This window comes from Acidisarcina polymorpha (assembly GCF_003330725.1).
Taxonomy (GTDB): Bacteria; Acidobacteriota; Terriglobia; order Terriglobales; family Acidobacteriaceae; genus Acidisarcina; species Acidisarcina polymorpha.
The window spans coordinates 2,775,467-2,795,160 of sequence record NZ_CP030840.1 but is presented as its reverse complement, the minus strand read 5'-3'; the positions used below and the strand labels follow the sequence as shown (position 1 = coordinate 2,795,160).

The 19,694-nt window shown below is 56.5% G+C and carries 17 protein-coding genes and 1 pseudogene; 9 read left to right on the top strand and 9 right to left on the bottom strand.

The window, feature by feature from the left end; translation table 11 throughout:
- Positions 1-97 precede the first annotated feature (97 nt).
- Together ACPOL_RS11905 and ACPOL_RS11900 are read left to right on the top strand one after the other, a co-directional pair.
- Positions 98-1,087 carry a zinc-dependent alcohol dehydrogenase family protein gene (locus ACPOL_RS11905; RefSeq protein WP_114207261.1) on the top strand — a complete coding sequence of 330 codons (990 nt, stop codon included), beginning with the start codon at positions 98-100 and terminating at the stop codon, positions 1,085-1,087.
- Positions 1,088-1,154: 67 nt separating this feature from the next.
- The gene (locus ACPOL_RS11900) at positions 1,155-2,054 is read left to right on the top strand and encodes a hypothetical protein (RefSeq protein WP_114207260.1); all 900 of its coding nucleotides are present in this window, start codon (positions 1,155-1,157) and stop codon (positions 2,052-2,054) included.
- A gap of 150 nt (positions 2,055-2,204) precedes the next feature.
- Here ACPOL_RS11900 and ACPOL_RS11895 read toward each other — a convergent pair whose 3' ends face one another.
- From ACPOL_RS11895 to ACPOL_RS11875, 5 genes are all read right to left on the bottom strand, one after another.
- Positions 2,205-2,972 (bottom strand): sensor histidine kinase, encoded by a 768-nt coding sequence (locus tag ACPOL_RS11895; protein WP_161557307.1) that lies wholly within the window; start codon positions 2,970-2,972, stop codon positions 2,205-2,207.
- A gap of 166 nt (positions 2,973-3,138) precedes the next feature.
- Entirely contained in the window at positions 3,139-3,408 is a 270-nt protein-coding gene (locus tag ACPOL_RS11890; RefSeq protein WP_114207258.1) for a hypothetical protein, read from the bottom strand.
- Positions 3,409-3,638: 230 nt separating this feature from the next.
- Positions 3,639-6,713 (bottom strand): sensor histidine kinase, encoded by a 3,075-nt coding sequence (locus tag ACPOL_RS11885; protein WP_114207257.1) that lies wholly within the window; start codon positions 6,711-6,713, stop codon positions 3,639-3,641.
- A 227-nt stretch (positions 6,714-6,940) separates the two neighbouring features.
- Positions 6,941-7,567, bottom strand: a complete 627-nt coding sequence (locus ACPOL_RS11880) for a response regulator (RefSeq protein WP_114207256.1) — start codon at positions 7,565-7,567, stop codon at positions 6,941-6,943.
- 93 nt (positions 7,568-7,660) lie between these two features.
- Complete coding sequence (locus tag ACPOL_RS11875) at positions 7,661-8,437, bottom strand: carbon-nitrogen hydrolase family protein (protein ID WP_114207255.1); 777 nt, start codon at positions 8,435-8,437, stop codon at positions 7,661-7,663.
- A gap of 399 nt (positions 8,438-8,836) precedes the next feature.
- Between ACPOL_RS11875 and aroQ the strand changes: the two genes are divergently transcribed.
- Positions 8,837-9,661: a gamma subclass chorismate mutase AroQ gene (aroQ, locus tag ACPOL_RS36150; RefSeq protein ID WP_414633343.1), complete on the top strand. Its 825-nt coding sequence runs from the start codon at positions 8,837-8,839 to the stop codon at positions 9,659-9,661.
- Positions 9,662-10,059: 398 nt separating this feature from the next.
- Positions 10,060-11,403 carry a M20/M25/M40 family metallo-hydrolase gene (locus ACPOL_RS11865; protein ID WP_236657419.1) on the top strand — a complete coding sequence of 448 codons (1,344 nt, stop codon included), beginning with the start codon at positions 10,060-10,062 and terminating at the stop codon, positions 11,401-11,403.
- Positions 11,404-11,541: 138 nt separating this feature from the next.
- On the opposite strand, the gene ACPOL_RS36145 is transcribed toward ACPOL_RS11865, so the two are convergent.
- Positions 11,542-11,697, bottom strand: a complete 156-nt coding sequence (locus ACPOL_RS36145) for a CGNR zinc finger domain-containing protein (protein WP_114207252.1) — start codon at positions 11,695-11,697, stop codon at positions 11,542-11,544.
- A 72-nt stretch (positions 11,698-11,769) separates the two neighbouring features.
- Here ACPOL_RS36145 and ACPOL_RS11855 point away from each other — a divergent pair, with 72 nt between their 5' ends.
- Complete coding sequence (locus tag ACPOL_RS11855) at positions 11,770-13,506, top strand: FAD-dependent oxidoreductase (protein ID WP_201759169.1); 1,737 nt, start codon at positions 11,770-11,772, stop codon at positions 13,504-13,506.
- A 96-nt stretch (positions 13,507-13,602) separates the two neighbouring features.
- On the opposite strand, the gene chrA is transcribed toward ACPOL_RS11855, so the two are convergent.
- A complete protein-coding gene (chrA, locus tag ACPOL_RS11850; protein WP_114207251.1) occupies positions 13,603-14,910 on the bottom strand; it encodes a chromate efflux transporter in 1,308 nt (435 codons plus the stop codon).
- A gap of 102 nt (positions 14,911-15,012) precedes the next feature.
- Between chrA and ACPOL_RS11845 the strand changes: the two genes are divergently transcribed.
- Complete coding sequence (locus tag ACPOL_RS11845; RefSeq protein WP_114207250.1) at positions 15,013-15,507, top strand: DoxX family protein; 495 nt, start codon at positions 15,013-15,015, stop codon at positions 15,505-15,507.
- On the opposite strand, the gene ACPOL_RS11840 is transcribed toward ACPOL_RS11845, so the two are convergent.
- Entirely contained in the window at positions 15,474-16,241 is a 768-nt protein-coding gene (locus ACPOL_RS11840; RefSeq protein WP_114207249.1) for a GntR family transcriptional regulator, read from the bottom strand. The genes ACPOL_RS11845 and ACPOL_RS11840 overlap by 34 nt on opposite strands.
- Before the next feature lie 270 nt (positions 16,242-16,511).
- Positions 16,512-16,880, bottom strand: a complete 369-nt coding sequence (locus ACPOL_RS11835; RefSeq protein ID WP_161557305.1) for a GntR family transcriptional regulator — start codon at positions 16,878-16,880, stop codon at positions 16,512-16,514.
- Positions 16,881-16,951: 71 nt separating this feature from the next.
- Between ACPOL_RS11835 and ACPOL_RS11830 the strand changes: the two genes are divergently transcribed.
- The 3 genes and pseudogenes from ACPOL_RS11830 to ACPOL_RS11820 all read left to right on the top strand — a co-directional run bounded on the left by ACPOL_RS11830 (position 16,952) and on the right by ACPOL_RS11820 (position 19,651).
- Positions 16,952-17,356, top strand: coding sequence for a VOC family protein (locus ACPOL_RS11830; RefSeq protein WP_114207247.1), 405 nt, complete (start codon positions 16,952-16,954; stop codon positions 17,354-17,356).
- Between the two features lie 58 nt (positions 17,357-17,414).
- Positions 17,415-17,965 (top strand): annotated as a pseudogene (locus ACPOL_RS11825) (protease pro-enzyme activation domain-containing protein); the annotation flags it as partial.
- Positions 17,948-19,651 carry a S53 family peptidase gene (locus tag ACPOL_RS11820; protein WP_414633368.1) on the top strand — a complete coding sequence of 568 codons (1,704 nt, stop codon included), beginning with the start codon at positions 17,948-17,950 and terminating at the stop codon, positions 19,649-19,651. The pseudogene ACPOL_RS11825 and the gene ACPOL_RS11820, both read left to right, overlap by 18 nt.
- Positions 19,652-19,694 lie beyond the last annotated feature (43 nt).

Here is a 19,694-nt window from a genome sequence, read left to right as displayed (position 1 = left end):
ACCATTCAGCCATGAACTCACCGCACGTCATAGCAATGTGCTCACTGCATGTCATATTGATCAAAGGTTGATCAAAGGGAGATCAAAGGGAGATGGGATGAAGAACACGGTTTGGCTGGTGGCGGAAGCGGGCGGAGCCTTCATAGAGGAGGAGCGTGCGCTGCCTTCGTTAGAGGGCAGGCAGGTGCTGGTTAGAATCGCTGCCAGCGGGATCAATCCCCTCGATACGAAGATTCGTGGAGTGAAAGCAGCCCACGCCCAACAATCCCTTCCGGCAGTGCTGGGGCTGGACATGGCCGGCACAGTGGAAGACGTCGGGGCCGAGGTGACAGAATTCAAAGCCGGAGATGAAGTGTACGGCATGGTAGGGGGTGTCGGCGGATTGCAAGGAACCCTCGCGAAGTTCATCGTGGCGGATTCCGATCTGCTCGCACTGAAGCCGGCAACTCTCTCCATGCGCCAGGCTGCGGCCATGCCCCTGGTGACAATCACCGCCTGGGAAGGGTTGGTAGATCGAGCAAACGTTCAGGCTGGCCAAACCGTGCTGATTCACGCAGGGGCGGGAGGCATTGGGCATATCGCAATCCAGATCGCCCGAGCCAGGGGGGCGGAAGTCTTTGCAACTGTCTCCGCAAACAAAGTCGCGATCGTACGCAACCTGGGAGCGACACCCATCAATTACCAGCTCGCGACTCCCGCTGAATACATGGAGAAGTATACCCGGGGAGCAGGCTTTGACATCATTTATGACACCGTGGGTGGCGCAACGCTGGATGCATCTTTTCAGGTAGCGAAACGCTACACCGGCCATGTGTTGAGCGCGTTAGGGTGGGGGTCTCATTCGCTGGCGCCCCTTTCGTTTCGTGGGGCAACCTACTCAGGTGTCTTCACGCTGTTTCCAATGCTGAGCGGTGAAGGGCGACCTCATCATGGCGAGATCCTGAAGGATGCGGCAGCGCTTGTCGATGCCGGCCATCTTACTCCATTACTTAACGAAAGGCATTTTTCTTCGGCGCAGATTCACGAAGCCTTCGCGGCCGTGGAAGCTGGCACAACAGGAAAAGTCGTGGTCGAGATTGAAGCGTGAACGCATTACTAAGCAGTGATCCCTTGCGGCATCACACCCTCTCCGGAGTACGTGGAGCAATATCACGATGACTCAAACCAGCACGCAAACCGCTGCGATCCAAGAGGCGGAAGAGCGGCTGCTTATACTGCTGCCCGGCATTTACCGTGACCGTACCGACAAGGTGCAGCCCATTTCGATGGGCTCGGCCCCACTAGCTTTTGACGCGGAGGGCAATGTCGCCTGGGACCGCATGTGGGGCGGGTTCTGTGACCTCGCGATGGCCGGTGGCCCGCCGCACAAAGGCAAGCTGCTGGAACCCGGCACGGCAGAGTCAATCCTTCAAGAGCCCGTCCGTTACGCTGAGATTTGTGACGAAATCGTGCGTGGCATTGGACTTGCCGCTCGCCTGCAGGCAGCGCCGTCGTCACCGGGCTGGGTGCGCGTCCAATGCCGCAATCCCACCATGGCAGAGTGGCTGCTGCGCGCGATCACTATGGAGAATGTCTCTGTGCGCCTGGAACAGGGTGTTATCTTACTTCCCGCCGGCCCTGCCTTTCGAGTGGAAAAGGAGATCAAGAATGTAGTCACCGTGATCGCGAAGACCACCCACTATTGGAGTGGCCACTTGATACGGCTTCAACAGCTCGGCATAGCGAACCTCTTCAACCGGCTCGACAGCGAAGCTCCACTCCTTCAACCTGGATGGGAAACTGTCACGGAGAATACGAAAGTTCGGGAACGCGTTCAGCGGACGCTCGAAGAGGCGACCTCCCTTCGGACTACAACCCACACCTATCCAAATTGGATCGGCCTGGACTGCGGTAGTGTCCCGTCAGCAATCACCACCATGCGCCGCCTGATAGCAAGCAACATTCTTTGCCGCCGGGAACAAACCGCAATTCTCCTTCCCCTGAATGCCGCTTCCGATCCGGAGGGCTCTCGCATCGCACACTCGGCTTCGGAGCTGCTTGCCCGAGACGAATAGCTGCTACAGCTTGACTGCATCTTCTCGCCGCGCAGGCAGCAACGAGCTGCTTCGGACGCGGATCGCGGCGCAAAAGCTCGGCGGGTTTCGCGTCCGCGTCTACCCGTCGTTCTCGGCAAGGTTAGCGTCCGCCCCTGGCTCTTCTTCTGTTCAACGAGAGCTTGGGTGCGGGGCAGGTAATCGTTTTCTGGGGATCGCAAAAGGTATCTTGACCTTGAAGGCAGTTCCAGTCGCGCATCTCTCGTCGAGGTGAATCGTCCCGCCATGATCTTCGACAAGCTTCTTAGCAATCATCAAGCCCAGTCCGCTGCCCGCAGGCTTTCCGTAGCTCACAGAACATTGAAGAATGGAAGCCCGGATCGCCGGCGAGATTCCAGGACCGTTGTCCCACACCCTGATTTGCAAGCTGTCTCGATTTCCAACCGAAGTGATGACGACTTTACCCGACCCGGAATCGACCGCTTCACAAGCGTTCAAGGTCAGATTGGCGATCACGCGTTGCATACGGCTGGCATCGAACCACCCTACGGTCCTGCCTTTGTGATAGTGCTTGATAGTGATGCGGCGGAACTCGTGCCTCACGCTCGTCATCCGGATTGCGCACTCGACCGTTTGAACGATATCCCTGGCTGCAGGCATCAGGGCGTCGCGGCCCTTGGAACATTCCAGTAGCGAAGAAAGTAGCGCATCGATCCGGTCGATGTCCCAACGGATCTCTCGGAAAAAGTCTACCCTCTGCTTCTCACTGGCATCAGGCCGGGTGAGAAACTCCGCGTTTGCGAGGATGGCCGTCAAAGGCTGACGAAGATCGTGGGAGATAAAGGCAACCATCCTGCCTATCGCAAAGACCGGCTCCGACGCAATGACCGGGGGTATATCCGTCTTGAGATTCTCTGCGAAAGTGCTGATCGAAACCATTGCGCCTCCGGGTGATTGGTTTGAGGGTGAGTCTCGGCCGGGCAACATCAGGCCTCCCGCCGGCGGACGTTGAGTTGCGATCCGCTTCCGGCGAGATCTTCTTAGGGCATCACAATTGATCGTTCCGCTAGCGAGGGCTTCTCCCGCTTGGGCCTTCTTGCGAAGTTCAGAATAGTTTTCGACTAGCAAGCTTGGAAGATACGGCAATCGTAATCTGACGAAGATCCGAAACTTCTGGTCTCGCCGGCAGATGCATTGACTTCAATCCATCGATCCACTCCGCAGCGGACAGGCTTGCCTGTTCCGGTCCAAACAGCTCTCTCACCGCTCTAGCGAAGGCTGCCAGTTCGCGCTCCGCCAGGATGATCAGATTGTCGTCAGGAAGAACGGTGCCTTCCAGTTGCCGCCCAGTCCAGTTCGATTCCCGATCATGCATAAGGGGCCTCAACTTTCTCCCATGAGGAGATATGATGTGCCGCAAACTCACCAGTTACTGTGCTTTATCTGGCCTGGCTTTCGATCTATGACTTTCTGATGTTTGATCTATGACTTTCTAATGACAGGATAGAGATAGCTCAGAGTGCGCGACACCCTCAGAACTACGGAAATCGCCCTAGCATTCTCTACAGGTACGTTTTCATTGTTCGATCGACGATTCGAGGGAACTTACAACGGGTCCCGATGTCGAGCGGCACGGCGATAGAGATTCCGCAGCCTCGAGAATATGCCGGTTTCGGGATGTGTAAAGCTCACGTTTCCCGCGACGACCACTAAAATATCGGTCCCTGATTCAGCGGAGCTCAGGATGGTGAGTCTTGCGCCAATGCGGGCGGCGCGTTCGCGCATGCCCCGCAAGCCGAAGTGGCCTTCTCTTCCGTTCATCGCGTAGCCTGGATCGATACCCACCCCGTTGTCTCGGATATGCAGCACCAGATCATGGTCGTACGCCAGGTCAATTTCCAAAGAACTTCCATGGGAGTGGGCTTTTGCATTCTGAATCGCTTCGTGTCCGATTCGATACAGCTCGTCGCGAACGATCGGATGCAACTCGCGTGCATCGCCAATCACCGAAACCGAGATGGTCATGCCGTCAGGGACCACCCCGCTTTCGGCGGCCCGCTTGAGTGCGGGTCCAAGGTCGTTCCTCAATATCGTTGAGGATCGCAGCGAGTTTAGTGCTGCGCGGCCTTCCTCGATTGCCTGCTCCAGCCAAGCCGAGACCTGCCCCAATGCGCGGTGCATCTTCACCGCGTCCAATGGGTCTTCGAGTCCATCGTCGACCACGAATTTGCTGCCTTGTATCGTTTGCAGGAAGGTATCGTGCAACTCTCTTGCCATCCGCGTTCGTTCCGACAACCGATCATCAAAGCGAGCGCTAATGGCCTTTGCGACTTGATGCACTCGGACACGGTACAGGATCCACGCCATAGCGAGGATGGCGGCGAAGAAAAAGACCCGAAACCACGTCGTCTGATACCACGCTGGTGCAATGCTGAAACTGAGCGTTGCGCCCTCTTCATTCCATACGCCGTCGTTGTTGCAGGCGATCACGCGAAACTGGTAGTTGCCGGGGCGTAAATCATTGTAAAAGGCCTGCCGCCTTGTCATCGGATCCTGCCAGTCGCTGTCTCGACCTTCCAGTTTGTAACGGAAGCGGACCTGCTGCGGGACTACAAAGCTCAGCGCTGTGTAGTCGATTTCCAGATCACGCGTCAGCGCGGGTAGCCGAAGTTTATCCTCCGGCGAGTAGTTCCTTCTGTCCGCTACGATCTTTTCGATGTGAACCGGGGGCGCAAGGGCGTTGACCTCCAGATGACCGGGATCGATCATCTGTACGAAAATGTCATTTGCAAACCACAAGCGTCCGTCTGCCGACTTGGAAACTCCCGGCTGGAAGGACGCATGACCCGGTTGGGCCCCATCGAGGGCGTCGTATGTTTTCACCTTCACGGCGCTGTCTGGTTGTTTCTGCCACCTCCCCAGCTCAGAGTCGGAGATCGCTACGAACCCACACCGGGTGGAGAGCCACAGAGAACCCAGATTGTCCCTGACCAGCGCGTAGATGGGATCGCAAGGCAAGCCATTCCGGGAGTTTAAGGTGTCCACATTCCCTTCCTTCCATCGGAGGAGGCCATGGTCGGTCGCCGCCCAGATCGTACCGTCGTGGTCCACTAACAAGTTCGAGACCGGGTCTTGAGCGGCACCTTGGTTGAAAGAGAATGATTCAAATCGGCCATCGTCGTACCGCGCCAGACCGCCACCCCTCAGCCCCATCAATATGCCCGAGCGAAAATCCGGAGCTAGCGCACGCGCCGACGTATGAGGTGGAGTGGGTATTTCTATGACGTTGAAATCGCGGATGCGATACAGGCCCGCATCGTTCCCGACCACAGACGCCCAAATGTTGTGTTCAGTGTCCTCGGTCATGGCGACAACCACTCCCACGCCGCTTCCGTCCGCCCTCTTGATCAATCGAAATCGCTTGTGATCGTAGACCGCCAGATCTCGATCGACACCTATCCACATCCTGCCCGCATGGTCTTCCAGCAACGATGTGATGTCTTGGCCAGGCAAGCCATCATGCGTCTTCATTCTCACCAAAGCCCCTTGACGCAGAATGTCCAGACCGCCCTGATTCCCGATCCATAACGCGCCATCTTCAGCCGCCAACACGGAACCGGCACTGTCTGCCGTTAGCCCTTCACGAAGCGAGAAGGTCGTCACCCGAAGGTCTCGAAAGCAATCAATGCCTTTGGAAGTCACCACCCATATATCGCCTTCCTTGTCCTGAAAGAAGCGCTGCACCGCATCGCTTGATAGGCCATCCGAACTACTGAAGTGATCTGCCTTCCCCTTGTAGACCCGATAGATCCCCTGACTCACAGTTCCCACCCAGAGTGCATTGCTGCGATCCAGGAGCAGGGTGTTGACGGCCAGCCTGGCGCCATCCATTCCGGGCACCGTATAGCTTTTCCAGACTCCATTCATCAGACGCCGTAATCCGAATTTCTTTCCGGCGCGCGCGATCCCGGCCCATATGGCTCCGTCATCGCCGATGGAGAGGGCAGATACGCCAACTAGACCCTCTGTCTCCTTCAGCTCCTGTTGCAGATAGATGCTGGAGGAGCCCGGCCTCCACCGGCAAAGCGCATCCGAACTCCCGACCCACACGTTTGCCTGCCGATCGATTGCCACCTCTGAGGAACCAAGAGCGCACTTCAGCCCATCAGCAGCGCCGTAGCAGTGGATGTCCTTGCCCGTGATTCCACAAAGCGGGCCGCTTTGGCCCAAACCGATTCGCGAACGTACCATCCACACCGTTCCCTGCTCGTCCTCCTGGATGGAGTTGACCCGCCCGACTACGGACGAATAATTGATCAGGTCGCCGTCCTTCCAGTGAGCCAGGCCGACGCCGGTCCCGATCCAAAGGCCTCCGTCAGCCGGTCCTAGCAGAGAATAGATTGCGGCCTGCGGAAGGTGCTCGCCTTCTGGCTCGACCCAAGGGACGAACCGCACCCCATCGAAGCGAACCAGCCCGGCCTCGGTTCCGATCCACAGATAGCCATCTGTGGTCTGCGTGATCGCATGCGGTATGCCGCTGAAGGACCCATCCTGGATAGTCCAGGAGGAGTGTGCATATTGCGATATATAGCGGCTCGGATCGACAGCCCACGCGGTGTAACTTGCCCACAGGAGTAAGAAGCATAGTTGGAGCGAACGCGAGGTCTTCAACTTGGCCACCTTGGCGATTCTAAGCGCTCTATTCCTGAGTCAAGCTACAAGGGGACCGAGCTGATTCCCATAGACGAATCCCGTCGTTGTTGGGCAACCAGCAGCATCCAGCATCCAAATTTAGGAGGCATCCGCATCAACAAACACTCGCTTCAGCGTTTCACGATAGCGCACTGGAGGCATTTCAAGGAATGTCTCAATCTGTGGCTGGCATGCTGTAGTTTTCTACAGTATGGTTAGATCTCGAGTAGACCCCGTCGCACGGCAATGGTGACAGCATGCGTTCGATCATTTGCCTGCAGCTTGTCCACCAAATTCTTGATGTGGAAGTTGACCGTTGTCTCAGCGATGGCGAGTTGGTCGGCAATCTGCTTGTTGCGCTGGCCGTCCCGAATCAGCCGGAGCACCTGCAACTCTCGGGCGGTCAGATCGTCTTCGCCGTAGTGCTCTGAGAGGCGCGCCGCGACTTCAGGCGGCATACACCGTCGGCCAGAGTGCACGGCACGGATCACCTCCAGCAAATCGTTCTTCGGCATGCTCTTTAGGATGTAGGCGCACGCCCCGGCCCGCATTGCCCGCTGGATCTCTCCATCTCCGTCCGACGTAGTCAGCATGACGATACGCGCCTGGGGATATTCTCCCCGGATCGCAATCAGTGCATCGATGCCATTTGTGCCAGGAAGCCGGAGGTCCATGAGAGTCACATCGGGGCGAAGACGACGGAACTCCGTCAGTGCCTCAACAGCAGTGGTCGCGTGCGCCGCGAGGACCATGTCTGGCTGCGAAGCTATGACCGTGCTCAAGCCCTCCCGGAAAACCGGGTGGTCTTCGACGCTTAAGATGCTGATTGGCGGGTTATCCATCCCGAGACCTCAATATCATGATTGTAGAGGCGCATCGTTTCACTTGAAAACACCAGCCTTCGCCCTTGAGGGCTCGCACCCGGGAACTGCCGTCTAAATCGGCGGTTGTTCGTCTACGTATATGGGATAGCGGCTCTTCTGCTCTTCGGCCGGTTGCTTGTCGAGAGTGAAGACGGCGATGGATGATCCCGCAGTAGACTCACACAGCAGTGATCCGTCCGGCGCAAAAGCATAACCGCCGCCGCCGAAAATGGGACCGCCAAAATCGGATCCAACCCGATTTGAACTAACGACGTAGCAGCCCGACACAATGGCAGCCATTGCCCCAGCCGTCTTCCACTCGGCGATTGACTGGCCGGTTGCCCGGGGAACGGCAATGAAATGCGCCCCGGCTCGGCCGTAGCCCCTTGCTCTCTCGTTGAACATCAGCTCAGTACAAATCAGCGCACCAATGCGCAGACCGCCAGCCTCGATGGAATCAAACCCAGGCGTGGACGTGGTAAACCAACGTGTTTCGTACCATCCCTCTTCCGCCGGAAAGAAGTGTTTCTGATGCAAGCAGCGATAAGTGCCCCGTTCCAGCACAAACGCCTCGTTAGCCAGACGGTCAGACGCAATCACCGGGCGAGACGAAATGACGAGTGGCAGTTCGAGCGCGCGAAGTGCTTCCAAGCCTTCTTCGTGAATCCTGACACTTTCCTGTGCGCGCTCAACGTTATAGTTCGGGGAGGACGCCAGCCAGGATCCGAAGGGCATCTCATTCGTGACTAGAATATCTGGTTCCGACCTCGCAACATCGGCGGCTAGGTACGACCAGGTATTCGTCTTTGGAAGCAGCCCCTCCGGCCACTGCAAAAAAGCTACACGCATGGGACATCCCGATGAGGACGAATCGTATGTTGCTGAGCGTCCGTTGCTTGGATCAGAAAGAGCATGTCGTGGTAACAGGATAAATACATTCGTAACAAGTACTCTACGCCCGCAACCCGCTTAACCCCCTATAGAGAAATACAGGTTCAGCTCTACAGTTTACGCACTTCACAGTCGTAGGTTTATAGGTGCTCAGAAGTGTGTTTGAATCTTTAGAAAGACGTCAGAACCCAAAGACCATAGAGCGCGTCCTTCAGACTGCGAGCCACGCCTGATCTGCGGCCTCTTGGGCTGATTACATCCGTCTTTTGCGTACACTGCTTATAACCCGGTAACCAGGTGTTAGATCTCCATCTTATACACCTGCTTCCAGAAAGCTTTTAACATCAACCGAAGAGCGTGATCCCGTTGAGGACGCTTCGAGCCACAAGGATCGCGCGGAAGTCGAAAGGAACATTAGTGAGTCTATTCGTTGAAGCTCTGCAGACAGATACTCTTCCTCAAAGCCCTTGGCTGCGCACCCTTGCAAGATGCCTTTTGAAAAGCCGTAACTCCGCCGCACCGTCGAGACTCTCGAAGCCGCTCTCGCTCCTAACTTGCACCTCATTTCTGTTGATCGCAGGATTCGCCACGTCTGCTCAGTCCCAGACAAGCCCCTCATCCGTAGCCGGGCAGCCTGGAACCGCGCTTCCGGCCTCTGCTGACCTCGAGGGCGGAAGGCGCTTGGCGCCCTTGTGTGACTTGATTGCGCAGCGCGTGGCGTACATGGAGCAAGTGTCCAAGAGCAAGTGGAACACTAAATCCTCTATCGAAGATCCCGAACGAGAGCAAAAGATCCTCGCGGACGTGGCAGTGAAGGCGAGAGAACTCGGCCTTTCGCCGCAGTGGGTGCAGCATTTCTTTCGACTTCAAATGGAAGCCTCTAAGCAGGTGCAATATCAACTCTTTGCGGAATGGCACGAGACGAGCCAGGCGCAGTTTCCCGAGGTTCTAGATCTCAAAACAGCGATTCGGCCGCGCCTTGACTCGCTCGACGATAAGATACTCGCCGCCATGAAGGCGAACTGGTCGACCCTCTCGTTGCGAGGCGCAAACCAGCAATTGCAAGGATGTGAGGTACCAACGAAGTTCCCGAAGGCAATGGCATTTGCGCTTACACCACTGACCGACCGGAGCTCGGAGACGACCGGAATTGCTCCGGCCTCAACTCGAGCAAAGCCATGAGCGAGTTCGAGGGGATTCCCTGCCCATGAGCTCTAGGGAGGCAGAAGGAGCCCCGCTGCACGGCACGGCCTCTTGCCGGGGAGCGTGACTCTCCTTGATTTTGTTCTCTTGGATTTGTTCTCTGGTTTTGTTCACCAGATTAGGTTGACGGGGTGCTCGAGCAGTCACCCAACAACAAGGCGTTTTATTGATGACAACGCGTGTTTGGGATAAAGCTCGTCATCCAAATTCACTTCACTTGGAGCATGATGATTTCTCGACTTTTCTCGGCTTTACTTTTGTCGGGTAGCTGTGTAATTCCATTCGCGGGGGCTCAAAACCCTCCCGTGGCCCAGCCGTCCGGCTCCGTCCTGGATCGCATTGTGTCCGCGGCCGAGCCCGGTCATGGAGCATTTACCGTGGAACAGATCGCAACCATGAATCGCCTGCGTGACGAGGCCCTGCGAGACCCGTTCGCCTACGACAGATTGAGCTACCTGACGGACACAATCGGACCGCGGCTTAGTGGTTCGACACAGGCCAGCGCGGCCGTTGAATGGGTGGCGGCTCAGATGCGGGCGCTTGGCGCCGACGTGATGCTTGAGAAGACCGCAGTTCCTCACTGGGTGCGTGGCGAAGAAACTGCTTTCCTGACAGACTGGCCCAACAAAGTCTCTGGCGCCACGCAGAAAATTGTCTTAACTGCCCTGGGGAACTCTGTGGCAACTGCCCCCTCAGGAGTTTCCGCGGCCGTCATAGTTGTCCATTCTTTTGCCGAGCTCAGAGCGCTCCCGGCTGGAGCTGTGAAGGGGAAGATCGTATTGTTCGATGTCTCTTTTGACAAAGCGATGACCGCCCAGGGACAAGGGATCCAAGCCTACCTGCAAACCGCTCCCTACCGGGTCGTCGGCCCGTCAGTGGCCGCCAAACTCGGGGCGATCGCAGTGCTGGTACGTTCCTTGGGGAGTGCCGATCTTAGGACGGCACACACTGGTACCCTCCTGTACACCGAAGGCGTTGAGAAGATACCTGCAGCTGCAGTTACAGCCGAAGATGCCGATCTCCTTGCCAGGCTGGCTCGGCAGGGGCCGATCACCATACATCTGACCTTAACGCCACAAACACTGCCGCTGGAAACAAGTTATAACGTCATCGCGGACTGGAAAGGGTCAGAAAACCCCGAGCAGATGGTCATCGTTTCGGGTCATCTGGATTCCTGGGATCTGGGCACCGGCGCTACCGATGATGGAGCGGGGATTGTGACTGCAATGCAAACGATCCAATTGCTGCAGGCACTTAATATCCACCCGCGGCGTACTATCCGGTTCATCGCCTGGATGAACGAGGAATTCGGCGCCAGCGGCGCTGCAACATACGGAAAGGAACACTCCGTTGAGTTCGGTAATCATGTCGCGGCGATGGAGAGCGACCTTGGATGCGATCACCCAACCGGCCTTTATCTGAGCGACCCGGCGTTGGAGGCATTCCTTGCTCCGGTAGCTGATGCGCTCAAGCCAATCGGTGCTGGCTCGCTGACGACCATCAGCGAACTACCATCGGAAGATTTGGCGCCCATGATAGCTGCCGGCGTGCCAAGCCTCGCGCCAATCCAAGACTTACGTTCCTACTTTAACTATCACCACACCGCAGCAGATACCCTTGACAAGGTAGACAGGCAGCATCTTCAAGAGAACGCTGCTGTGATTGCCGTGACCGCATACGCATTTGCCGACGCCTCGAAGCCGGCTCCCCGCTCAAAGTAGATCTTGTCCGCGCCGCTTGCTCTGTGGATCATTGATCCACTCAGCAAGCGTCGACGGAAGACCGGTCGACGGGAGACCGATCGACGATCTAGAACAACCGTGCCACTATCCTATCTCTTGAGCAGAGGGCGATTTGGATTACAACGACCTCGGCCGCTGCCGGTAAGACTTGACCTTCAAGCAGTTGCCGCAGATCGCCATGCTGCACCAACGTCTCCGGCCTGCCCTGGCCAAACAGTGGAACCAGTGAACGCAGCGGCGCTCATCCTGGTTCTGGTCGACTCTCTTGCAGATCTAACGGGGACCTCGGTATCGTCGTAGAGATGGGATGAGCGATCATTCCTTCCTATTCAGGGGCATTGAAAGATGGAAATAACAGGCGCGGAGATTAACGGAGGACACGTCTCTCCATCGAACGAGACCAGCTCTCGGGAGGGAATCACGGCTGAGTTTCGGAGAGATCTTGCCTTTCCGAAGCTCACTGAAGAAATGGTCCAAAGGCTGCGCCCCTATGGCCGCGAAGAGGCTTTTCCTGCCAAGGTGGTCCTCTATACCCATGGTGACCGTCGAACCGATATGTTTGTTGTCCTCGAAGGCGGCATCGATGTTTTGCTCCCATCTGCAAACGGCGGAACCAAGGTCTTCGCTCGTCATCGCGAGTTAAACTTCAGTGGGGAATTCAATCTACTCAACTCTCAAAGGGCTGTGGTTGAAGCGCAGACCGCCATCGAGAGCCGCCTCTTGCGCATATCACGCGAAGCACTGCAACGCCTCATGCGCGCCGAAGGAGACATCGCTAATTTGATCGTGCAGGCGACTATATGGCGCCGTATCGGCATCCTTGGTGAGGCTTCGAGCGGCGTGCTGCTTCGGGGGCGAGCAGAAGATGCGCAGATGACTACCTTGCGGCGCTTCTTCGTTCGCAATAGTTATCCACATAGAATTGTCGAAGTTACGCCTGAGACGGATGACTCCGCCGTTCAGGAGACGCTGCCTGCCGTCACTCTTTCGGACGGCCGCGTCCTGCCTCGCCCAAGCATTGCGGAGCTTGCTGATGAACTGGGCATCACCGAACTGCCAGACGCGGCGCTTACCTACGACGTAGCCGTCGTTGGAGCAGGACCTGCGGGACTTGCAGCCGCAGTCTACGCAGCATCTGAAGGCCTCTGCACCATCGTTATTGAGGGCATTGCTCCCGGAGGACAAGCGGGCACCAGCTCAAAGATCGAGAACTATCTGGGCTTTCCAACTGGCGTCTCCGGCCAGCAACTCGCCAGCCGGGCACAACTTCAGGCACTGAAGTTCGGAGTCCATTTCGCGATCTCCCGGGAGATAGTGACGGCCGATCAGCACCACGGTATTCACAAGCTCATGCTGTCGGGCGGCATCCCGGTACATGCACGATCTGTTGTAGTAGCGTCTGGCGCGCAGTATCGCAAGCTTTCTGTTCCCAACTACAGCCAATTCGAAAATCGGGGTCTCTATTACGCTGCAACCGCAATGGAGTCGTTGCTCTGTCGAGATCAAGAAGTCATTGTCGTTGGAGGAGGAAATTCCGCAGGTCAAGCAGCCGTCTTTTTGTCCGGCATCGCAAAGCACGTCCACCACATCGTTCGCGGCCAATCGCTCGCGAGCACCATGTCGCAATATCTGATCTCGCGAATTGAGAGCTCTGCGCACATCACGCTCTACACTGAATCCGAGATTGAGACGCTCGAAGGAAAATCCACCCTTGAATCCGTCACCTGGGTGCATCACAAAACAGGTGTCAGGACGGCAAAGCCGATTAGGAGCGTTTTCGTCATGATCGGCGCTGAGCCGAACTCAGGATGGCTCTTCGGCTCCGTAAAGCTTGACCAGAAGGGATTCATCCTCACCGGCGGCCCACATGGATTTGAAAGCACTCCCTACGCTACCAGTGTCCCAGGCATGTTCGCCGTGGGGGATGTGCGCGCCAACTCCGTGAAGCGCATTGCGTCTGCCGTCGGGGAGGGCTCCGTGGTGATTTCGGATGTCCATCGCTACCTCGCAGACCATCGGAATCCTCTCACAGCACAGCCAGATTCCGCGCTGGCCGCACTCCGCGCAGCTACCGCTCATTAGAAGCAAAGCAGCGGACTACGACCCTTTTTGCGGATCTTTACGCATGCGCTTGTTGGCATGGACGGGACGAAGATGTGGTGGAATGCAGCCGCTTCATCACAGCATTGAAGCCGCCCATCGGAGTAGACCCATAGCCAGGCTCAAAATGATCAGCCCCCCTACCTTCAGGCCTACGAAATTCAGACACGCAAGAGACAGCAGTATCCATAGGAGAGAGATCCAATCAAGACCAGACAGCCCAGACTGAAGGTGAGGAAAGAGCACTCCTTTGCCGAGGAACAACGTCAACTCCGTGATTGCGGCAACGACAACCGCGGTAATCAGCTTTAGAGCTGCTTCTACTGTCCGGGTTCCATGCGTCTGCTCAATCAAAGGGGCACCCGCGAATACGAACACAAAGCAAGGCAGAAACGTGTAAAACGTGGTGACAAGCAGTGCCACGGTCCCCATCCAGATCGATCCGTGAAAGTGATTGAATCCCGCCATAAAGCCAACGAATGCCACAACAATGATCAGCGGACCTGGAGTCGTCTCCGCCAAAGCAAAGCCGTCGAGCATCTGGGCATGGTTCAGCCAGTGGAACTTGGTTACGGCCAGCCGAGCGACGTAGGGAAGGACGGTGTAAGAGCCCCCTATCGTCACGAAGGCTGTTCGCGTGAAGAACAATGACAAGAGCTTCCAGAAGCTGAAGTCACGGCGAAGCAAACTGAGAAGCATCAGCGGAACCATCCAGAGGACGAAACCGCTTCCGACGGCCACCAGCGCTGATCCGATCATGTTCCGCACTTCCAATGGAATGCGGCCGCTTCTCTCTTGAGTACGCAGAACTGAATTTTCAGCAATCAGCCAACTGGGACGCCTCCATCCCACCAGCAATCCAAGCCCGATGGCTGCTACCATGACGAGCGGAAGTGGGGCATGAAACCAGGCCAGCGCGACAAATGCGCTGCCAGTGACGACCCATTGCAGGGTTCTGACAAGAGCACGCTTCGCGACCCGAAACAGCGCCAGCATTACAAGAGACACGACCGCCGGTTTCAAACCGCCGAACATCGCCGCGATCCAGGGCAGATGCCCGTAGCGGACGTAAACGATGCTGAGCGCAAGCAGGACAAGCATCGACGGAAGCACAAACAGCGAGCCGGCAGCAATGCCGCCCCTTTTTCCATGCAGCTTCCAGCCTATGTAGATAGCAAGCTGCTGTGCCTCTGGCCCGGGCAGAAGCATGCAGTGACTCAGAGCGTGTAGAAAGTCTTCATTGCTGATCCACTTCTTCTGCTCGACCAGATCGTCGTGCATGATCGCGATATGGGCTGCTGTTCCGCCAAAGCTTGTCCATACCAGTCGCGACCAGAAGCGGAGCGCCTCAGCGAACGTCGGACCGTTCACCAAACCATCACACATCTGGAAAATATTTCTTGAATCACCTAGACATTATAACGTCTTATTGTCGTAAGATTCATCTTAACTGGATGGTCATCATCAAGGGCTAAAGGGAGGAAGACTATGAAAACTGCTAATGAAGCTCCATTACCCGGCAATTGTCCGAAGAAGCCTTTTGCGAATTATGTGGCCCTCCCGCTACGCCTTATCGCCGGATATGGCTTTCTAGAGCACGGAATCGCAAAATGGTCCAAGGGGCCAGCTTCCTTTGCGGCAATCCTGCATGCGACTGGTGTGCCCGCGCCCCACTTCATGGCGTGGCTTACTATTGCCGTTGAGTTGTTCGGGGGAGCGGCCTTTCTTTTGGGAGCGTTCGTTTCTCTGTTCAGCATCCCGGCTATCATTCTCCTTGCCGTGGCAATCGTAACCGTACATCTGCCCTATGGCTTCAGCTCCATAAAGCTATTAAGCGTCACGGATGGACGGGCACAATTCGGCCCCCCAGGCTATGAATGTGACTTGCTTTACATCGCGTGCATTGTCGCAATCGTCCTGGCAGGTCCAGGTCCCTGGTCAATCGATGCTTACCGCTTGCGAGCAGGCCGCTTCGTCTTGTGAGGTGTCTCTTCTGCAGTTGAACGTCGCGCCAACCGCGTAACAAACTGAATAAGATCGCCGCGATAGGAGAGCATCTCGTAGTCCACGGGCTCGTTGCCATTCGTAAACGAAGTTCGCTCGATCCTGAAGATAGGCGAGCCCTTGGGAATACCAAGTGCCTTCGCGATGTATGCGGAAGCTGCAACCGCTTCCAGCCTGTATTCCGCATCAGTCAAAGGAAGTCCATACTTCTTTTCCAACAGGGTGAAGATTGGGTTTGTCCGCAGGTCGTGGCGAACCACCTTTTGACCGATGGCGAGCGGGAGAAATGTCTCATCGAAGGACAATGGAATGGAGTCAGCAAACCGCACCCGCTCAATCCGTGTGACACGAGTCCCTGTGCTAATTCGTAGCTGGCGTGCCACTGTTTCGTTCGCCGCGACAATTCCTTGACTCAACACGCTTGCTGAGGCTGTTCTTCCGTGGGTGTCCATATCCTCTACGAATCCGGTGAGCTGTGTCAGCTCCTGCGTAATCCTTGGCGCCAGCACAAACGTGCCATGACCTCTTCGTATTTCCACTACTCCCCGAGCTATGAGATTTTGGATCGCTCTTCGCACGGTGATGCGACTGACCTGAAAGCGGGCAACAAGCTCGTCTTCACTCGGCAGACGGTCTGCGGGTTTCAAGTGTCCACGCGCAATTTCCGAGGCTATCACTTCCTCAACCTTTGCATAGAGCGGAATCTCGGCCATGGCAACATTATAATGTCGTGAGTTTTGAGGTTGCCGATGCCTGGTGCCGAGTCCTCCAACGAGGAAGGCCACGAGCCGTTACATGGCAGCTTTGAAGACCATCTTCATACGTCGAAGCCTACTACCGATTTTCCCGGCTGTTGATTGTCGATCAGGAAAAAGGATTGGAGATAGTTTGGATCCTAGGCGTTCGATCAAGCAACTTAGCGATGTCGCGACTTCTCAGAAATACTATCTAGCTGTGCTGGATTCAAGCTCCCCGGATTGCATTCAAATAGAGGGCCGTTCCGTCAGGATCCTCGAAGAAATCGTCCGGATCGGATAGTGCGCCCCTCCGGCCGTCCTTCGCAGCTGCCAAAAGTTGGGGACAAAACCATAGCATGCGCGATTGACCTTGATGCCGCTGCCTGCCCGAGTGGTGATGAGGCCATCCTCAAGCAACTTCTCATAAGCATCTACAACCGTGTTCCTCGACACTTTCAGAAGCTTCGCCAGTAGCCTGGACGAGGGTAGAAGAGCGCCATCGGGCAGTGTTCCTCGACGGACGGCTGCAGCGATCTGAGTATGGATCTGCTGTCGCAACGACGCCGTAGCCGACCGGTCTAGAGCAATCTCTGGCACAACAAGGAAGCGTCTCATAACTGGTCCCACTGAGTGGCCCTTTCCAGTTTCGGCCGCATGCGCCATGATTTCGTGAGGAGGAATTTGTCATGATCTCAGGCGGCAATGCGACCATCATAGTGGCAAGCATGGACGACTCGATACGGTTTTATACCGAAATTCTCGGTCTTAAGCTCACAAACCGGTTCGGAAATGATTGGGCGACGGTCAGCGCGGGCGAGGGGCTAACCATCGGAATTCACCCCGCTTCGCCTAAATATCCGCACCCTGGCACAAAAGGCTCTATCCTTCTCGGTTTAGACATCGACATTCCAGTCGAAAAGGCGGTGTCACACCTCGCATCCCAAGGTGTAACAGTAAAGGGTAGCGTCGTTCGCAGCGAACCCGGAAACTTTGTACATCTCGAAGACCCCGACGGGAATGAAATCTATCTTTGGGAGAAAGTGCAGCAAGAGGTGCGGAACGCGGAGATGAACCTGACGACCGTCCAGTGACGCCGCGCAATGTTGACGCAGGAAAGCATGGAATTTACTGTAAGGCATCGCTGGTTCCATGCCTCAGGCTACGCAGCGCTGTTGGGGGTTTATGCAACGCAGATCCATGCTGGCATCTGTGGCGGCGATGCTTTTTGTTATCATCCCCGCCGCCCGGTCTCAATCGCGATTAACCACTCCCATTGACGAATCGCAGCTTGTTGCGCTTCCCGACCACCCCGCGCCGGTGGCTCTAAACTCGCCCGGTGATCTTGGTCCCGTGTCCGATAACTACCCCTTGGCCCACCTTAAACTGGTACTCCGGAGGACACCCGAGGCAGAGGCTGCCCTGGCGCGCCAGATTGAAGCGATGCACGATCCTCAATCGCCGGAATATCATCATTGGCTAACCGCCCGAGAAATCGGCGAACGCTACGGCATCTCGACGCAGGATACTCGGTGGTTCGCGATTGGCTCGTGAACCACGGATTTGCGGTGCACGGCATATACAAGGGCGAATTTGCCATAGACTTTTCCGGTACGGCCGGCCTGGTTCGCTCGACATTCCATACTGAACTTCATAACGTGGTTTTGCCGAATGGCGAGAGGCATATGAGCAGCATGAGCGATCCGCAGGTGCCGCTGGCGCTGGCGCCGGTCATCCAGGGGATCGCCTCCCTGCACGACTTCCGGCCGCGTCCGCGCTCTCGAATTGCCGGGCCGGTGAGTTATGACAAAACAACTGGGCAGTGGCATGCGCATTTCAACCTCGGTTCGGACGGTCAAACGTTCCACGCCGTGGGACCCTACGACTTCGCCAGGATTTATAACGTGTCGCCTCTTTGGGACAAAGGATTTACAGGAAAGGGCGTCACAATCGCCCTGATCGAGGATTCCAACCTCGCCCATCCTTCCGACTGGGCGACGTTCCGCAGAACCTTCGGACTCGATAAGTTCACCGGCGCCACCTTTGAGCAGATATACCCAAGCGCCTTTTTGCCCGGCCCTGCCTGCACCAATCCTGGCCAGAACGGCGATGAGATTGAGGCTGCCCTCGATGTCGAATGGGCCAGCGCCACAGCGCCAGACGCCCACATCGAGCTGGTCGCCTGCGCCAATACCAACAGCACGAGCGGTCTGGATTCAGCCATCCTCAATCTTCTAGATACCAGGCCGCCCGACATCATCTCCGACAGCTATGGTTACTGTGAAGTCCTCTCGGGCGCAGCCGAGGTTGCACTCGAAAACATGGAGGAACAGCAGGCGTCGGCGCAAGGCGTGACCTTCTTTATTGCCCAGGGCGATGACGGCGCCGACCAGTGCAGCTACGGCAACTACTCCGATCATGGCATCAGCAGCGGCGATAACACTGCCTCGGCCTACGCTGTCGACGTAGGCGGCACTGACTTCATGGCGCAGTATAACCAGGACGTTCATGGCATCCCCGTGGGCCGCTACTGGAGCGCCAGAAATCAGCCCAGGACTCTGCAATCGGCGTTCTCTTATATCCCCGAAATACCGTGGAACGGCAGTTGCGCTAGCCGGCTGATCTACAGCGACCCTGTTAACGGCGCCTACACCAGCGCCTCTGGACCTGACGGTTTCTGCAACTCCAGTTATGCGAAGAAAAATTTTTTCGTGAACAATGCGGCAGGCAGCGGCGAACCAAGTTCCTGCTTTACAGGCAAGCCGTCGATTCATGGAGTAGTTAGCGGCACTTGCAAGGGCAATCCCAAACCCTCATGGCAGACTGGCGTTCCGGGCATTCCCGATGACGGCGTTCGCGATCAGCCGGATATCTCCTTCTTTGCCGGCTATGGCACCTGGGGCAGCCTCTATGTCGAGTGTCTCTCGGACGCCGCTCAAGGCGGGACCGCGTGTACCCCTTACAATGATGCAATCCTGCTGGGCGGCGGCGGCACATCGTTCGCTTCTCCAGCGATGGCAGGCATCCAGGCCTTGGTCGATCAGAAACACGGGAAGCAGGGCAATGCGAATTATGTCCTCTACGCCCTCGCCGCAAAGCAGTTCAAAGAACAGCCGGCCGAAGCTTGCAACGCCAGCAGCGTCGAAGGAACACTGCCGGCTGCTGAATGCGTTTTCAACGACATTACCAAGGGAGACAATGCCGTCCCATGCGGGATGAACCACAAAGGCAAATTCTACGATTGCGCGGCTGACACCGACAAGGACTTGGGGGTTCTCGCTCCTGCTTCAAAGCCAAGGACTCCCGCCTACAAAGCGACGAGAGGTTATGATTTCCCGACTGGATTGGGATCCCTCAACGTCGCAAAACTCTTCGATGCATGGCCATAGGACGTATCAAGGGCTATCCCCTCTCTACATTGAGCCTGTAGAA

What these genes read in the sequence shown, in the direction of transcription:
- ACPOL_RS11905 (WP_114207261.1), top strand. Translation starts at nt 98, where the DNA reads ATGAAGAACACGGTTTGGCTGGTGGCGGAAGCGGGCGGAGCCTTCATA.
- ACPOL_RS11900 (WP_114207260.1), top strand. Translation starts at nt 1,155, where the DNA reads ATGACTCAAACCAGCACGCAAACCGCTGCGATCCAAGAGGCGGAAGAG.
- ACPOL_RS11895 (WP_161557307.1), bottom strand. Translation starts at nt 2,972, where the DNA reads ATGGTTTCGATCAGCACTTTCGCAGAGAATCTCAAGACGGATATACCC.
- ACPOL_RS11890 (WP_114207258.1), bottom strand. Translation starts at nt 3,408, where the DNA reads ATGCATGATCGGGAATCGAACTGGACTGGGCGGCAACTGGAAGGCACC.
- ACPOL_RS11880 (WP_114207256.1), bottom strand. Translation starts at nt 7,567, where the DNA reads ATGGATAACCCGCCAATCAGCATCTTAAGCGTCGAAGACCACCCGGTT.
- ACPOL_RS11875 (WP_114207255.1), bottom strand. Translation starts at nt 8,437, where the DNA reads ATGCGTGTAGCTTTTTTGCAGTGGCCGGAGGGGCTGCTTCCAAAGACG.
- ACPOL_RS11855 (WP_201759169.1), top strand. Translation starts at nt 11,770, where the DNA reads ATGGAAATAACAGGCGCGGAGATTAACGGAGGACACGTCTCTCCATCG.
- chrA (WP_114207251.1), bottom strand. Translation starts at nt 14,910, where the DNA reads ATGTGTGATGGTTTGGTGAACGGTCCGACGTTCGCTGAGGCGCTCCGC.
- ACPOL_RS11845 (WP_114207250.1), top strand. Translation starts at nt 15,013, where the DNA reads ATGAAAACTGCTAATGAAGCTCCATTACCCGGCAATTGTCCGAAGAAG.
- ACPOL_RS11840 (WP_114207249.1), bottom strand. Translation starts at nt 16,241, where the DNA reads ATGGCCGAGATTCCGCTCTATGCAAAGGTTGAGGAAGTGATAGCCTCG.
- ACPOL_RS11835 (WP_161557305.1), bottom strand. Translation starts at nt 16,880, where the DNA reads ATGAGACGCTTCCTTGTTGTGCCAGAGATTGCTCTAGACCGGTCGGCT.
- ACPOL_RS11830 (WP_114207247.1), top strand. Translation starts at nt 16,952, where the DNA reads ATGATCTCAGGCGGCAATGCGACCATCATAGTGGCAAGCATGGACGAC.
- ACPOL_RS11820 (WP_414633368.1), top strand. Translation starts at nt 17,948, where the DNA reads ATGAGCAGCATGAGCGATCCGCAGGTGCCGCTGGCGCTGGCGCCGGTC.